Source organism: Aeromicrobium sp., from assembly GCF_049587115.1.
Classification (GTDB): Bacteria; Actinomycetota; Actinomycetes; order Propionibacteriales; family Nocardioidaceae; genus Aeromicrobium.
The window spans coordinates 20,484-34,864 of the sequence record NZ_JBAVDI010000019.1 but is presented as its reverse complement, the minus strand read 5'-3'; the positions used below and the strand labels follow the sequence as shown (position 1 = coordinate 34,864).

The 14,381-nt window shown below is 67.1% G+C and carries 15 protein-coding genes, 1 tRNA gene and 1 pseudogene; 14 read left to right on the top strand and 3 right to left on the bottom strand.

Annotated elements, in window-relative coordinates; translation table 11 throughout:
• Nucleotides 1–21: 21 nt before the first annotated feature.
• From WB461_RS01865 to WB461_RS01825, 9 genes are read left to right on the top strand one after another with little or no spacing between them, the layout of a single operon-like run.
• Entirely contained in the window at nt 22–564 is a 543-nt protein-coding gene (locus WB461_RS01865) for an NADH-quinone oxidoreductase subunit B (protein ID WP_423851048.1), read from the top strand.
• On the top strand, nt 561–1,097 hold the full coding sequence (locus WB461_RS01860; protein ID WP_423851019.1) for an NADH-quinone oxidoreductase subunit C: 537 nt from the start codon (nt 561–563) through the stop codon (nt 1,095–1,097). The genes WB461_RS01865 and WB461_RS01860 overlap by 4 nt, the downstream gene beginning before the upstream one ends.
• Nucleotides 1,090–2,058, top strand: a complete 969-nt coding sequence (locus tag WB461_RS01855) for a complex I subunit 1/NuoH family protein (protein ID WP_423851018.1) — start codon at nt 1,090–1,092, stop codon at nt 2,056–2,058. Before WB461_RS01860 ends, WB461_RS01855 begins: the two co-directional genes overlap by 8 nt.
• The gene (locus WB461_RS01850; protein WP_423851017.1) at nt 2,055–2,615 is read left to right on the top strand and encodes a NuoI/complex I 23 kDa subunit family protein; all 561 of its coding nucleotides are present in this window, start codon (nt 2,055–2,057) and stop codon (nt 2,613–2,615) included. Before WB461_RS01855 ends, WB461_RS01850 begins: the two co-directional genes overlap by 4 nt.
• On the top strand, nt 2,612–3,109 hold the full coding sequence (locus tag WB461_RS01845) for an NADH-quinone oxidoreductase subunit J (RefSeq protein WP_423851016.1): 498 nt from the start codon (nt 2,612–2,614) through the stop codon (nt 3,107–3,109). The genes WB461_RS01850 and WB461_RS01845 overlap by 4 nt, the downstream gene beginning before the upstream one ends.
• Nucleotides 3,109–3,411, top strand: a complete 303-nt coding sequence (gene nuoK, locus WB461_RS01840) for an NADH-quinone oxidoreductase subunit NuoK (protein WP_423851047.1) — start codon at nt 3,109–3,111, stop codon at nt 3,409–3,411. Before WB461_RS01845 ends, nuoK begins: the two co-directional genes overlap by 1 nt.
• A complete protein-coding gene (locus tag WB461_RS01835) occupies nt 3,408–5,087 on the top strand; it encodes an NADH-quinone oxidoreductase subunit L (RefSeq protein WP_423851015.1) in 1,680 nt (559 codons plus the stop codon). The genes nuoK and WB461_RS01835 overlap by 4 nt, the downstream gene beginning before the upstream one ends.
• Nucleotides 5,084–6,571 (top strand): complex I subunit 4 family protein, encoded by a 1,488-nt coding sequence (locus WB461_RS01830; protein WP_423851014.1) that lies wholly within the window; start codon nt 5,084–5,086, stop codon nt 6,569–6,571. The genes WB461_RS01835 and WB461_RS01830 overlap by 4 nt, the downstream gene beginning before the upstream one ends.
• A complete protein-coding gene (locus WB461_RS01825; protein WP_423851013.1) occupies nt 6,568–7,968 on the top strand; it encodes an NADH-quinone oxidoreductase subunit N in 1,401 nt (466 codons plus the stop codon). Before WB461_RS01830 ends, WB461_RS01825 begins: the two co-directional genes overlap by 4 nt.
• Before the next feature lie 47 nt (nt 7,969–8,015).
• Here the strand turns inward: WB461_RS01825 and WB461_RS01820 are convergent, their stop codons facing one another.
• Complete coding sequence (locus tag WB461_RS01820; protein ID WP_423851012.1) at nt 8,016–8,507, bottom strand: YajQ family cyclic di-GMP-binding protein; 492 nt, start codon at nt 8,505–8,507, stop codon at nt 8,016–8,018.
• A 181-nt stretch (nt 8,508–8,688) separates the two neighbouring features.
• On the opposite strand from WB461_RS01820, the gene WB461_RS01815 reads away from it, so the two are divergent.
• The 3 genes and pseudogenes from WB461_RS01815 (at nt 8,689) to WB461_RS01805 (ending at nt 9,747) form a co-directional block, all read left to right on the top strand.
• A tRNA-Tyr gene (locus WB461_RS01815) sits at nt 8,689–8,770 on the top strand.
• A gap of 139 nt (nt 8,771–8,909) precedes the next feature.
• Nucleotides 8,910–9,248 (top strand): annotated as a pseudogene (locus WB461_RS01810) (hypothetical protein); the annotation flags it as partial.
• Complete coding sequence (locus WB461_RS01805; RefSeq protein ID WP_423851011.1) at nt 9,145–9,747, top strand: immunity protein Imm33 domain-containing protein; 603 nt, start codon at nt 9,145–9,147, stop codon at nt 9,745–9,747. The pseudogene WB461_RS01810 and the gene WB461_RS01805, both read left to right, overlap by 104 nt.
• 209 nt (nt 9,748–9,956) lie before the next feature.
• On the opposite strand, the gene egtD is transcribed toward WB461_RS01805, so the two are convergent.
• Together egtD and egtB are read right to left on the bottom strand one after the other, a co-directional pair.
• Complete coding sequence (gene egtD, locus WB461_RS01800; RefSeq protein ID WP_423851010.1) at nt 9,957–10,934, bottom strand: L-histidine N(alpha)-methyltransferase; 978 nt, start codon at nt 10,932–10,934, stop codon at nt 9,957–9,959.
• On the bottom strand, nt 10,931–12,220 hold the full coding sequence (gene egtB, locus WB461_RS01795; protein WP_423851009.1) for an ergothioneine biosynthesis protein EgtB: 1,290 nt from the start codon (nt 12,218–12,220) through the stop codon (nt 10,931–10,933). Before egtB ends, egtD begins: the two co-directional genes overlap by 4 nt.
• 208 nt (nt 12,221–12,428) lie before the next feature.
• Between egtB and WB461_RS01790 the strand changes: the two genes are divergently transcribed.
• Together WB461_RS01790 and WB461_RS01785 are read left to right on the top strand one after the other, a co-directional pair.
• A complete protein-coding gene (locus WB461_RS01790; RefSeq protein ID WP_423851008.1) occupies nt 12,429–13,340 on the top strand; it encodes an alpha/beta fold hydrolase in 912 nt (303 codons plus the stop codon).
• 4 nt (nt 13,341–13,344) lie between these two features.
• Complete coding sequence (locus WB461_RS01785; protein WP_423851007.1) at nt 13,345–14,370, top strand: quinone-dependent dihydroorotate dehydrogenase; 1,026 nt, start codon at nt 13,345–13,347, stop codon at nt 14,368–14,370.
• The last annotated feature ends 11 nt before the right edge of the window (nt 14,371–14,381 follow it).

Below are 14,381 nucleotides of genomic sequence, written 5' to 3'. Positions count from 1 at the left end.
CCAGCGCGCGTCGACCTGCCGATGCCGACCCTCGCAGCTCCTGCGCTCGGCGTCGGATCCCAGATCGCGCCGAAGCCGGCGCGGTATCTGCTCAACTGGGGTCGGCAGTACTCGTTGTGGGTCTTCAACTTCGGACTGGCCTGCTGCGCGATCGAATTCATCGCGACCTCGATGTCGCGCCACGACTTCATCCGGCTGGGAGTCATCCCATTCGCTCCGGGACCACGGCAGGCCGACCTGATGGTCGTGTCGGGCACGGTGACGGACAAGATGGCGCCCGCGATCAAGCGGCTCTACGACCAGATGCCCGAGCCCAAGTACGTCATCAGCTTCGGTTCCTGCGCGAATTCCGGGGGGCCCTACTGGGACTCGTACTCGGTGACCAAGGGTGTCGACCAGATCATCCCCGTCGATGTCTATGTTCCGGGCTGTCCTCCGCGGCCCGAGGCTCTGCTCAACGGCATCGTGACGCTGCAGAACAAGATCGCAGGCGAGAATCTGGCCGACCGTTACCGCCGTCCTGCCACCTCGTTGCTGTCGCCCCGCATCGAGGCGCCCGAGTGACGCTCGAGGACAACGACTTCGGGCCGCCCCATCGAGTCGTTCAGCCTGACCGGTGGCATGACGCCGTGGTCGCGCTCCGGCGGGAGGGGTACACCTACTTCGACTGGATGTCGGCGGTCGATGAGCACCCGGAGGGATTTCGACTCGTGCTGCACGTCGCCCGGATCTCGCCGCTGGACCATCTGCTGCTCGTGACGTACCTCGACCGCGAGGGCCCCGTGATCACCTCGATCCGCGACGTCTATGCCGGAGCGGCGTGGCACGAGCGCGAGACGCACGAGATGTTCGGGATCGAATTCATGGGGGCAGCTTCCGGGCAGCCCGAGAGCCTGGCCCCGCTGCTGCTCCCGGACGGCTTCGAGGGCCATCCGCTGCGCAAGGAGTTCGTGCTGGCCACCCGGGTCGCGAAGCCCTGGCCCGGCGCCAAGGAACCCGGCGAGAGCGACGCCGAGTCGACGCACTCGCCGAGCCGGCGACGTGTCAAGCCGCCGGGGGTGCCCGAGCCGGGCGAGTGGGGTCCGTCCCGTGACTGATCTGTTCGAGGCCATCGTGCGCTGTCTCATCGTCCTCGCGGCGTTTCTGGTGCTGCCGCTGCTGGTCGGCCAGATGGAGCACAAGGTCATGGCGCACATGCAGAGCCGGCTCGGCCCGATGTCCGCCGGCGGCTTTCACGGCTGGGCCCAGCTGGTCGCAGACGGGATCAAGTTCGTCCAGAAGGAGAGCATCACCCCGATCGCTGCGGACCGCCGCGTCTTCCAGCTCGCTCCGGCCGTCGCGCTCGTGCCGTATCTGGTGGCGATGCTGGCGATCCCACTCGGCCCGTTCTTCGGCCAAGGCATCCTGATCGGACAGGATCTTGATGTGGGCCTGTTCTTCGTGCTCGCCGCGATGAGCGTCGGCGTGCTCGGCAGCCTCATGGGCGGCCTGGGCAGCGGCAACAAGTACTCCTACCTCGGCGGCATGCGGGTCGCTGCGCAGCTGATGTCGTACGAGCTGCCGATGGTCTTGGCGGCGGCCAGCGTTGCGATGGCGGCCGGCACGTTGTCTTTGATCGGGATCGCGGACGCCTGGGAGCCGGGGTGGCTGCTGGCGCAGCTGCCGGGCCTGGTCGTGTTCTTCGTCGCGGGCCTCGCCGAGCTGCAGCGCCCGCCGTTCGATGCACCGATGGCTGATGCCGAGCTGGTGATGGGACCGTTGACCGAGTACGGCGGCATGCGGTTCGCGATGTTCCTGCTGGCTGAGTACGCCGGAATCGTCGTGCTGGCGGGACTCGCGACGGTCTTGTTCCTCGGCGGCTGGGCCGGTCCGTGGTCGGACCAGCTGGGCTGGATCTGGGCGTTGCTCAAGATCGTCGGTGTCTCGTTCCTGGTGATCTGGGCCCGCGTCGCATATCCCCGGCTGCGCGAGGATCAGGTCAACGCGCTCGCCTGGAAGGTGCTGGTGCCACTGGCGCTTGCGCAGCTGACTCTCACGACGGTGCTGGTGGTGGCATGACCTACGGCAAGGGTCTTCTGCAGGGACTCGCAGTGACGTGGCGCAACCTGACGCGGCGCAGCGTGACCGCGCGCTATCCCGAAGTGGAGCCCGACCTCCCGCCTCGGAGCCGTGGTGTCATCGCCCTGCAGGAGGAGAACTGCACGTCGTGCATGCTCTGTGCTCGGGAGTGCCCGTCGTGGTGCATCACGATCGACTCGCACAAGGAGACCATTCCGGCCACGACCGAAGGTGGCCGCGACCGCAGCCAGAACGTGCTGGACCAGTTCGACATCGACTATTCGCTCTGCATGTACTGCAGCATCTGCATTGAGGTGTGCCCGTTCGACGCACTGCACTGGTCGCCGGAGTTCGCCTACGCCGAGGGCGACATCACCGATCTGACGCATGACATGAACCGGCTCCGGGAGTGGATGTGGACCGTCCAGCCGCCACAGGCGCTGGATCGTGGCGCGGAACCGGCCAAGGAGCTCGCCGCCTACCAGCGGTCCCAGTTGACCGAGCCTGTCGACACCGACTCGCCCCGACCAAGTTCAGGAACGGAGAGTCAGCCGTGAACGCGACCGAGTTCGCTTTCGTCCTGTTCGCTGCCTTGGCCGTCGGGTCGGCCCTGTTCTCGATGACGAGCCGGCAGGTGGTTCATTCGGCGCTGTGGCTGGTCGTCACCCTGGGCGCGGTCGCGGGTTGCTTCGTCCTGATGACCGCGGAGTTCGTCGCCTGGGTGCAGGTGCTGGTCTACGTCGGGTCGATCGTCGTGCTGGTGATCTTCGCCCTGATGCTGACCCGGCAGCATTCGGCGGTCTCGGCCGAGGTCACAGGCAACCGCTGGACCGCCGCCGTCCTGGGTGTGGTCGCGGCGGGGGGGCTCGGCGCCACGGCGCTCGCGGGATTCCACGGTGAGCGGATCGAAGGTCGCCGGATCGGCACGGCGGGATCGATCGGCGATGCGCTGTTCCACGACTGGGTCCTGCCGTTCGAGATCCTCAGCGGCGTCCTGCTCGCGGCGCTGGTCGGCGCGATCGTGATCTCCCGCTCCGGGGCTGATCGATGATGCCGCTGCTCTATCCGCTGGTGCTGGCCGCCGCCCTGTTCGGCATCGGGCTCTACGGAGTCCTGGCCCGTCGCAATGCGGTGCTGATGCTGCTGGGCGTCGAGCTCATGCTCAATGCCGTCAACCTCAATCTGGTGGCGTTCGACGCGTGGTTCGCCGATGTGATGCACACCGGTCAGGTTCTGACGCTGTTCACGATCACGATCGCAGCGGCTGAGATCGGGCTCGGCCTGGCCATCGTGCTGTCCTTGTTCCGTGCCGTGCGCACGGTTGACGTCGACCGGGTGGGGACCGACCGATGAGGCGGAACTGGCCGTACGTAGCCGTGACCGCCGTGGTGACCGTGGTGACCGCGCTCTGGGCACTTCCGCACCTCGGCAACGCCGCCCCCAGCACGCGGGTGTGGGTCGAGGGCGACGACTTGCTGGGCGTGTCGCTCGCGACCCACCTGGACCCTCTTGCCGCGCAGGTCCTGTTGTTGGCGGTGGGCGTCGGCCTGCTGGTACAGGTCTATTCCACCGCCTACCTCGCGAACCACCCGCGCTACCGCTCGTACGCCATGATCATCGTCCTGTTCCTGCTGGGGATGATCGCAGTCGTCGCGGCCGACGACCTTTTCGTGCTGCTGATCGGGTGGGAGGTCATGGGTCTGTGCTCATATCTCCTGATCGGTCACGAGTGGGAGACCCCGTTGGCCCGGGCCGGTGCCGCCAAGGCATTTCTCATGACCCGCGTCGCCGATCTCGGTCTGCTGGTCGCGATTCTGGTGATCGGGCAGACCTACGGCACCTACCGGATCAGTGAGGTGCTGGCACAGGAGCCGAAGAACGCGACCGCAATCGGCCTGCTGGTCCTGGTCGCGGTGATCGGCAAGTCGGCACAGTTCCCGCTGCACACCTGGTTGCCCGATGCGATGCCCGGTCCCACTCCGATCACGGCGCTGATCCATGCCGCGACGATGGTCGCCGCCGGCGTCTACCTGGTCGCCCGGTTGCTGCCGATCCTGTCGGCGTCGACGCTGGTCATGATCCTCCTCGCGGTTGTCGCGGCGATCACCATGCTGCTGGGTGCGGTGTTCGCGCTGTCCCAGAACGACCTCAAGCGGGCATTGGCCTGGTCGACCGTGAGCCAGCTTGCCTTCATGTTCGCGGCTCTCGCGACCGGCGATGCGGATGCCGGCACGAATCACCTGCTGTCGCACGGCGCGTTCAAGGCGTTGCTCTTCCTCGGCTGCGGCTGCCTGATGCACGCCGTCGGCTCGAGTGCACTGTCCGCGACTGGTGGACTGCGGCAGCGGCTGCCGGTGACGTTCTGGACCATGACGATCGGTTACGCAGCTCTCGCGGGCGTCGTCCCGACCGTCGGCTTCTTCACCAAGGACGGCGTGCTCGAGGCGCTGCGGCGGAGCGGCGCGGGTGAGGGTTCGTTGCCGAGCGGATGGGCGTACACCGTGCTCGTCGTGGCTCTGCTGACCTCGTTGCTGACGGCGATGTATGCGACCCGACTGTGGTTGACGACCTTCTTCGGCGAGTCGTCCGAGGGCCTCGAAGCCCCCGCCACGATGACCGGGCCGCTGGTGCTGCTCGCCGCCGCGACCCTTGCGCTGTCGATCGGCCAGCCGTTTCACCTCGGCATGGGCGCATTGTCGACCGCGATCTCGGCCGCCGGTATCGGACTCGTCATCCGGCGTTGGCGTGGGCTCGGCCACGCCGAGTTCCTGGTACCGATGCTGCCGGTCGAACGTCGGCTGGACCTCCCGTACACCAGCTGGCTTCCCGCGCTGGTGGGCATGTCGGGCCGAGCGGTCGTCAACCTCGATCGGGATGGTGTCGATGCCTACCCTCGGGCTTGGGCAACGCTGGCCGAACGGGCGTCACAGGCCCTCGGCCTGGTTCAGACCCGCAACGCGCAGCGCTATGCCACAGTCATCGCGGCGGGCGTCACCGTCCTGGCCGGCGCGGCGGTGATCTGGACGTGATCGTCACCGCCCTCGGCGCGCCCTTCGCGGTGGGCCTGCTCCTCCTGCTGCTGCGCGAGAACGTCCCCGGGCGAGCTGCGGCCTGGCTCGGGACGGCGGCGATGGCGCTGTCCCTGATCCTGCTCGGGTTGGTCTGGGAGGGCCGCTCCGTGGTCTCCGGCGAGGTCGACGAGGTCTGGATCAGATCCCTCGGGGTGGCACTGCACCTCGGGGTGACGCCCATTTCCTGGCCGTTCCTGCTGATGGGCGCGTTCCTTGGACTGCTGTGCTGCGTGTGGCTCGTCAGGGAGGACACCTCGCCGGCACTCGTGGGACTGGTGCTGGTGATCAGCGCATCCTCGTTGGGGGTCTTTGCGTCCCTCGACCTGTTGCTGTTCTTCGTGTTCTTCGAGCTGGCCCTGATTCCGATGTGGTTCGTCATTGCGTGGTGGGGGAGTACCGACCACAGCCCGTCGGACGGGAGTGATCGTCAGTCAGGTTCCGGGAACGTCGCCAGGGTTGCGGCGACCAGGTTCTTGTTGTTCACCGTGACCGGATCGGCGTTGCTGCTGGTGGGCATCGTGATCGTCGCTCGTGACGCGGGATCGCTGCAGATCCTCGACATAGCCGGGAGCTCGGTCGTCGCGACGGTCCTGATCGTCCTGGGCTTTGCGGTGAAGACTCCGTTGGTGCCGCTGCACACCTGGTTGCCCGATGCGCACGGCACGGCTCCCACCGTGGGATCGGTCCTGCTCGCCGGCGTGTTCCTCAAGCTCGGCACGTACGGGCTGCTCGTGCTGGGGTCGCGCATGATGGCTGGCCCATTCGGCGAGGTTGCGCCCTACCTCGCCGGGGCGGGGGTGCTGGGAATCGTGTGGTCTGCCCTGGCCTGCTACGTCCAGGATGATCTCAAGCGGCTGATCGCCTACTCCAGCATCGGGCACATGGGTTTCGTCGTCCTGGCCATCTCGACGCAGAGCCGGATCGGGTTGGCTGCAGCGGTGTTCGGTTCGGTCGCCCACGGGCTCGTGACCGGGCTCCTGTTCTTCACCGCCGGTGCGATGAAGGATCGGTTCGGCTCGGCGTCGATGCGGATCATCGGGCGGGGGCTGTACGGGCGTTCCCCATGGCTGGCTACGACGTTCGTCCTGGCCGCGGTCGCCAGCCTCGGTCTGCCGGGTCTGGCCGGCTTCTGGGGCGAGCTGCTGTCGTTGCGCGCTGCGTACGAGGTTGGTGAGGTGCTGACCAAACCACAGGCCTGGACCGCTCTGGGGTTCGCCGTGCTCGGCGTGGCGCTGACCACCGCATACTTCGTCCGGGCGATCCGGTTGCTTGCGCAAGGGGAGCCGGTCCCGCACGAGGCGGATCGTGAGCTGGGCGTGCGGGAGGCTGTGGTCGCGGCCGCCCTGGTCGTGCCAATCCTGGTGCTGGGGGTCGCGCCGGGCGTCCTCGTCGGTCTCTACGACGCTCCGGTCCCGGTCGGTGTGCGAGCGGTGGCGCCATGAGCATCCCGGTGGAATGGGCGGTTGTCGGCCCGGCCGTCATCGTCGCGATCGGGGCTCTGGTGGCCCTGCTGGTCGACGCCTTCTATCCGCGCCGCACGTGGCTGGGCTCGGGCCTGCCGGCCAGTGCAGCGCTCGTCGTCGCGGGTGTGGAGCTGCTGCACGGCGAGATGCTGCGCTATCCGTTGGCTCTCTCTGCGATCGTGCTGGTCGGCACCCTGTTCGTCGTCGTGGGCTCGAACGTCATGAATTTCGAGAATGCGATGCCGCCGGGGGAGTTCCACTTCCTGGTGCTCAGCGCGAGCGCCGGCGCGCTGATGATGGTCGCCGCGCGGGACCTGGTGACTCTGGTCGTCGCGCTCGAGCTGCTGTCGCTGCCCTCGATCGCGTTGGTCGGGTTACGGCAGGGAGATCGGCGTGCAGTCGCGTCGGCGTGGACGTTCTTCCTCGCTTCGATCGTTTCGACCGCGATCACCCTGATGGGCGTCTCGCTGTTGTACGGCGCGGCCGGCACGCTCGACTACGTCGGCCTGCGCGACGGACTCCGCGACTCGACTCTGCCGGAGGGAGTCGTGGCCGTTGGGGTGGTGCTGACGGTCGTCGGGCTGTTGTTCAAGCTCGGCGCAGTGCCTTTCCACGTCTGGATTCCCGACACCTACGTCGGCGCGCCAGTCATGGTTGCGGGCTTCCTGTCGTCGGTGTCCAAGGCTGCGTCGTTGGGGGCGCTCCTGGTCGTGCTGGCCTATGCGCTTCCGTACGAGTACCAGACGTGGCAACCGCTCATGGCGATCGTCGCCGCGGTGACGATGACGATCGGCAACCTGGGTGCGTTGCGGCAGGCCAATGCGGTCGGGATGCTGGCGTGGTCGTCCGTCGCGCAGGCCGGATTCCTGATCGCACCGGCGGCTGCGCTGCTGACGACAGACGGGCTCAGCGCCCCGGTGCAGTACCTCGCGGTCTACGCCCTGGCCAACCTGGTCGCCTTCACGGCACTTGCGGTCGTGCTGCGACTGGTCGGAAGCGCCGACTACGACGATCTGCGTGGCCTGGCCCGCACGGACCCGCCCACCGGCATCCCGCTGGCGGTGGCCGCGCTGACGCTGGCTGGCTTCCCTCCGGCGATCATCGGCCTGGTCACCAAGTACGTCGTGTTCCGGCCTGTCGTGGAGGGCGATCACGTGTGGCTGGCCGTGGTCATGGCCGTCAACGTGATGATCGGGCTCGCGTACTACCTGAGGTTCATCGCCGTCCTGATGAGCCGGCCCGACGCCGATGACCGGTACGTGAGCCCATCGCCACCGGTCTCCATCCGGATAGCCAAGGCCGCGGCACTGATCGGCGCCACAGCACTCGTCGTGCTGAGCCTGTGGCCCGATCTGCTCCTGTCGAACGTGCCGTAGTCAGTGCTGGTGAGATGCCACGCGCGTGACCGGCGACGCAGGCGGGATCAGCGGTAGTTGGTGAACTGCACCGCGAAGTCCAGGTCAGCGCCCTTGACCAGCGCGATGATCTCCTGCAGGTCGTCGCGCTTCTTGCTGCTCACTCGCAGCTCATCACCTTGAATTTGCACCTTCGCACCCTTGGGGCCTTCGTCACGGATCAGCTTGGAGACCTTCTTGGCCTGTTCCTGACTGATGCCCTCGGTGATCGTGGAGCTGATCCGAACATCCTTGCCGGACTGGCGGGGCTCGCCCTCCTCCAGGGTCTTGAGCGAGATGCCGCGCTTGATCAGCTTGTCCTTGAACACGTCGAGGATCGCCAGCGCGCGCTCGTCGGCGTTGGCCTTGATCTCGATGCCGAACTCGCCGCTCCAGTCGATCTCCGCGCCGGTGTTCTTGAAGTCGTATCGCGTCGCGATCTCCTTGGCAGCCTGGTTGAGCGCGTTGTCGACCTCCTGGCGATCGATCTTGTTGACGATGTCGAATGACGAGTCGGCCATGGGTGCTCCTAGGGTCTGGGTGCTCCCAGCCTACGAGTCGACAGTTCTGGTGCGGCTCGGGCGGGTCGGCGGCGCCCCGCGGCCCGTCCTCGGGCAGCGACGTGGCATCGACCTCTGACCGGTTTGGTGTCGCACCGCAGTCCTGCGATAGTCTTGCTTGTCGTTGCCTCGGCAACACCCCGGCAGGTTGCCCGAGTGGCCAAAGGGATCTGACTGTAAATCAGACGGCTCAGCCTACGCAGGTTCGAACCCTGCACCTGCCACAGCACGACGAGGAGCCCCTGACCTGCGCAAACGCGAGTCAGGGGCTTTTTCACACTCGGTCCCGGTCCGCGACCTCTCACGGAACCTCTCACAGGCGGGCCGGACGAGGGGTTTGATCAACAGGATTCGAAGGCCGCAGACCATCTTGCGTGGCGCAAGGACGAGTTCTACCTCGGTCGGGGCCACGGCATGGCGATAGTCCATGTGATCAAGAACGGCGCAGCCATCAGCGCCAAGCACGTCGGGTCAGGCGGGACCCACCACGACGACTCGGACACCCTGTGGCTTCACATGGCATCATCCCCTAACGGGTCGACTGGGTGTCCCAAGAGACAGCCAACTCGGCCAGCCCGCTTCATGCAAGATGGTTGCCATGACCGATTACCGGATAGCAGATGGCGAAGCCCGTCACGCCGAAGAGCCGCGTTCCTTCTTCATTCCGAGTCGATCGGAGCGCGAGGGTTTGCAACCGGGTGACTACGCGAAGTTGTTGTTCGAGCTTGTGCAACCGGAACCCGGCGACCCTGGTGCCGAGCGAATGTGGGTTGAAGTGCTTGGTGTCCAAGACGGTCGCTTCGTCGGAGCCCTCGCCAACGTCCCAAGCGCCATTTCAGCCATCAGCGTGGGAGGCCGTGTGGACTTTGGGCCGGAGAACGTGATTGGCACGCGGGTGAACTGGCCACTCTTGGAGACGAAGATCCTTGTGAGCCGTCGCAGCCACGTCGAAGATGTCCGTCCCGCGCACGTCTACCGAGAAGATCCGGATGGCGAAAGTGACTCGGGCTGGCGGGCGATGGTCGGCGATGAGGCAGACGAAGAGATCGGGGATGCCGCCAACCTTCTGCTCCAGTCTCTGGGCTATCTCCTAGATCGATGGCCGGAACTTCGACCTGTCTTCAAGACCGATCCCGAGAACGGCGAATGGCGTTGGAACGCAGAGCGAGAGTCCTACATGCGAGAGCCACTGGCTGACTAGGCGTCGGGGATCCCGAGGGACTGTCCAGATCGGCTCGCCAGCGGTTCAATCGGTTGAGCGGTGGAAGCGGCGGGCCACTGTGACTGCGTGAGCCGGCGGCCCGCCGTTCTCCGTGAAGGAAACAGCTCGGTTCCGCGTTCCATCGACCCCGAGCAGTGCTGAGGTACCCGCCGCAGGATTGCGCAAACCTCCCAGCCAGCGATGCCGGGCTACTGCGTGCGGCGTGCGAGGGTCAGCGCGAAGTCGCCGTCGCTCCACAGGTGATCGACCGCGAACCCTGCTGCAGCGAGCTCGGCGCGCAGGCCGTCCGGGCGGAACTTCGTCGAGATCTCCACTCGGATCTCCTCGCCGCTGTCCAGGTCGAGCACGACATCTGCGCCGGGTATCGACACGCGCTGCGGCATCTCGGCACGAACGCGCAGGTCCATCCGCTCCATGTGCGGGTCCCAGAACGGGACGTAGCTGAACGAGTCGACGTCGAAGTCAGCCCCCAGCTCCCGATTGACGACATGCAAGCTGTTGAGCACGAACTCGGCGGTGACGCCACGGGCATCGTTGTACGCGGCGATGAGGCGATCACTGCTCTTGACCAGGTCGGTGCCGAGCAGGAGGCAGTCACCAACATCGAGCGAGTCGGCCAGCGCACCGAGGAAGGCCGCGCGTTCCTCGACGTAGAGGTTGCCGATCGTGCCGCCCAGGAAGGCGACGATCTTGCGCCCGCCGGATGGGAGGTGGCCAAGATGCAGGGTGAAGTCTCCGACGACGGCCTCGACCTGCAGTCCCGGATAGCGGACCGACAGGTCGTCGGCGGCGGTGCGGAGCGTCGCCTCGGAGACGTCGACCGGCACGAAGCGGCGCAGGGTGCCGGCCTGATGGAAGGCGTCGAGCAGGGTGCGGGTCTTGTCGCTCGTGCCGCTGCCGAGCTCGACGATTGTGTCGGCGCCCGAGATCGTCACGATCTCCTCGGCATGCGCCGCGATCAGGGCACGCTCGGCCTCGGTCGGGTAGTACTCGACCAGCTGCGTGATCTGGGTGAACAGGTCAGACCCCCGATCGTCGTACAGCCATTTCGGCGGCAGCGTGCGGGGGTGACTGCCCAGCCCGCGACGCACGTCGTCGACCAGGCTGCTTGAAGCCCAGTTCGGGTCCAGGAGAACCGACACCACCGGCGTCCGGACCGCGGTCATGCCGGAGCTCCGCCGTCGGCGAGACGGACGCCAGACATGGCCCAGCGGGCACCGGGAGGGAAGAAGTTGCGGTAGCTCACCCGGGCATGGCCCGGCGGGGTCAGCGCACACCCACCGCGCAGCACCATCTGGTTGGACATGAACTTGCCGTTGTACTCACCGATGGCCCCCGCCGCCGGATGGAATCCCGGATACGGCAAGTAGGACGACGACGTCCATTCCCAGCAGTCGCCGTAGACCTGCCGGAGATGTCCGGTCGACGGCCCCGCAGGCCGGGCATGGAACGTCTCGCGGTCAGCAACGTTGCCGCCGACGGAGGCAGCGTCCGTCTGGCCATCGGCGACCACGGCATGCTCCCACTCGGCCTCGGTCGGCAGTCGCTTGCCGGCCCAGGTTGCATAGGCGTCGGCTTCGTAGTGGCTGACGTGGGTTGCGGGCAGACCGGGATCGACCGGACGCGTGCCGTTGAGCGTGTGCTCGTGCCACACCCCGTCGAGCTCCATCCAGTAGAACGGCGCACGCCACTGCTCACCGGTGACGGCGGCCCAGCCGTCGGACAGCCACAGCTCTGGACGCTCGTAGCCCCGGTCCGCCATGAAACGCATCCACTCGCCGTTGGTCACCAGCCGGTCGGCGATCCGGTACGGCTCCAGCCACTGACGGTGCCGCGGTAGCTCGTTGTCGAAGCTGAACGCCGAACCGGCGTGGCCGATCTCGACGAGACCGCCTTCGACATCGACCCAGCCGAGCCGACCGGGCTCGGATCGTTCTGCCGGACGTCCGCCGTAGACAGGCTGCAGGGGGTTGACCGAGAGCACGTGCTTGATGTCCATCAGCAGCAGCTCCTGGTGCTGCTGCTCGTGATGGAACCCAAGCTCGATCGTCGGCATGATCTTGTCGAGGGTGCCCCCGTCGAGGGAGGACAGCAGGTCCTGCAGACGGGCGTCCACGTTGGTGCGGTAGAGCCCGACGTCATGCGCGCCGGGCCGAGTGATGAAGCCGCGCTCAGCGCGACCGTAGCGAGGCCCGACCGCCTCGTAGTAGCTGTTGAAGAGGAACCAGTACGTGTCCTGGAACGGCCGGAACGACTGCTCGGCCTCTGACAGGACGAAGGTCTCGAAGAACCAGGTGACATGGGCCCGGTGCCACTTCGTCGGGGACACGTCAGGCATCGACTGCACCGTCTGGTCCTCCGGTGACAGCGGCGCGGCGAGGGCCTCGGTGTCGGACCGAACGTCGTCGAATCGGGCGAGCAGACTGGCAGCGTCCCAGGTCGTCTCGGTCATGGTCGCGCTCCTCGCGGTCGGCGTGCAGACCAGCCTAGGCAGGGTCCACGACACGTGCACGCCCACCGAAGCGATGTCAGCAGATGTTCACGCGATCGTCAGGCACTCGTCCCGTACGAGCATCCGGCCGTCGGCAGGTCGCCGACAGCCACGACATGCTCAGACGTTGCTCGCCGCCGCCACGAGGTCGATCGTGCGATCATCGGGCATGCCGGATCAGCACCTGTCCCCTTCCCTCAGCGCCTGGCGGGACGGCGGCAGACGTGTCGACCTGGCCGGCAGGAGCGTCTTCGTCCACGAGTCCGGCACGGGAGAAGTCCCGATCGTGCTGATCCACGGCTTTCCCGGCTCGTCGCACGACTGGGCCCGGATCGTTCCTCACCTCCCCGGTCGGATCGTCGCCATGGACCTGCCCGGGTACGGCTTCTCGGACAAGTCCACCGGCGCCTCCTACTCGCTGTTCGATCAGGCCGATGTCGTCGAGCGGCTTGTCGCCGAGCTGGGGATGCGGCGTTGCGTCATCGTTGCGCACGACATGGGCGACACCGTCACGGCCGAGCTGGCCGCTCGGGCCAATGCAGGTCGGCTGGGGTTCGCGATCGATCGGGTCATCCTCACCAACGGCTCGATCTTCATCGACCTGGCCCAGCTCACGCGGGGCCAACGACTCGCCCTTCGGCTGCCCGGTCGGGCGCTGCCGTTTCCCATGCCGGGGCTGGTGCTGCGACGCAGCCTGTTGGAGAGCTTCACCACGTCAGCTCCACCGCCGCGCGGCGCGATCGACGATCTGATCGCGATGATCCGGCACGGACGCGGAGATCGGCTGCTGCCTCGACTGATCCGTTACATCGAGGAGCGACGTGCCCATCAGGCGGAATGGACCGCCGGGCTGGTTGACTTCTCCGGTCCGCTCACGCTGATCTGGGGAGAGGAGGATCCGATCGCAGTGCTGGCGATGACTCGACGGCTGGTCTCGCTGCGGCCGAGCACGACCCTGGTGACCTTGCCCGGCGTCGGCCACTGGCCGGCGATCGAGGCCCCGGTGGTGTTCGCTGCGCAGGTGGTGGCGGCTCTCGCCGACCCGCCCGGTCCGGGGACGGTCGGAACACCGATAGCCTGAGCGGGTGGTCTACCGCGCCTTCTTCACCGCCGTCTTCAGCTCGATGGATCCCGAGAAGGCGCATGAGCGGGGATTCGCCGCGATCCGTACCGGCCGATTCGTGACCCGCCGAGTTTTCCCACAGACCCACGCTCCACGCTCCGTCATGGGCATCGAGTTCCCCAACGCCTTCGGCCTCGCTGCGGGATTCGACAAGAACGCCCGCGCCGTCCCCGGCCTGCTCGCGTTGGGCTTCGGGCACGTGGAGATCGGTACGGTCACCGCTCGGGCGCAGCCAGGCAATCAGCGGCCGAGGCTGTTCCGGCTGGTGGCCGACCGCGCGATCATCAACCGGATGGGCTTCAACAACGACGGCGCCGCCGAGGTGGCTTCGCGGCTGCACCGACTGCGCGCGACCAGGGTCGGACGGGATGCCGTGATCGGCGTCAACATCGGCAAGACCAAGCTCGTCGATGCGGAGCACGCCGTCGAGGACTATGTCGAGAGCGCGCGGCTGCTGGTCCCCTACGCCAGCTATCTCGTGGTCAACGTCTCTTCACCCAACACCCCGGGGTTGCGAGACCTGCAGGCGGTCGACGAGCTCAGGCCGCTGCTCGCCGCCGTCAAGGAAGTTGCTGATCACGCGCTGGTTCGCCGCGTCCCGCTGCTGGTCAAGATCGCCCCCGACCTCGCCGATGCCGACGTCGACGCGGTCGCCGACCTGGCGCTCGAGCTGGGCCTCGATGGCATCAGCGCCACCAACACCACGATCGCTCGGCCTGACTCCCTGCTGACTGATCGCGACGTCATCGACGCAGCAGGCGCAGGCGGTCTGTCGGGTCCGGTGCTTGCCGAACGAGCGACCGAGGTGCTCGTCCGGCTGCGGGCCAGGGTCGGCGACCGGCTGGCCATCATCGCCGTCGGCGGGGTGACGACACCCGATGACGTGCGTTCCCGGCTGGCCGCGGGGGCCGACGTGGTCCAGGGCTACACGGGCTTCATCTACGAAGGCCCGAGCTGGCCCTCGCGGCTCGCCGCTGCTGCGACCTGATGCTGATCCAC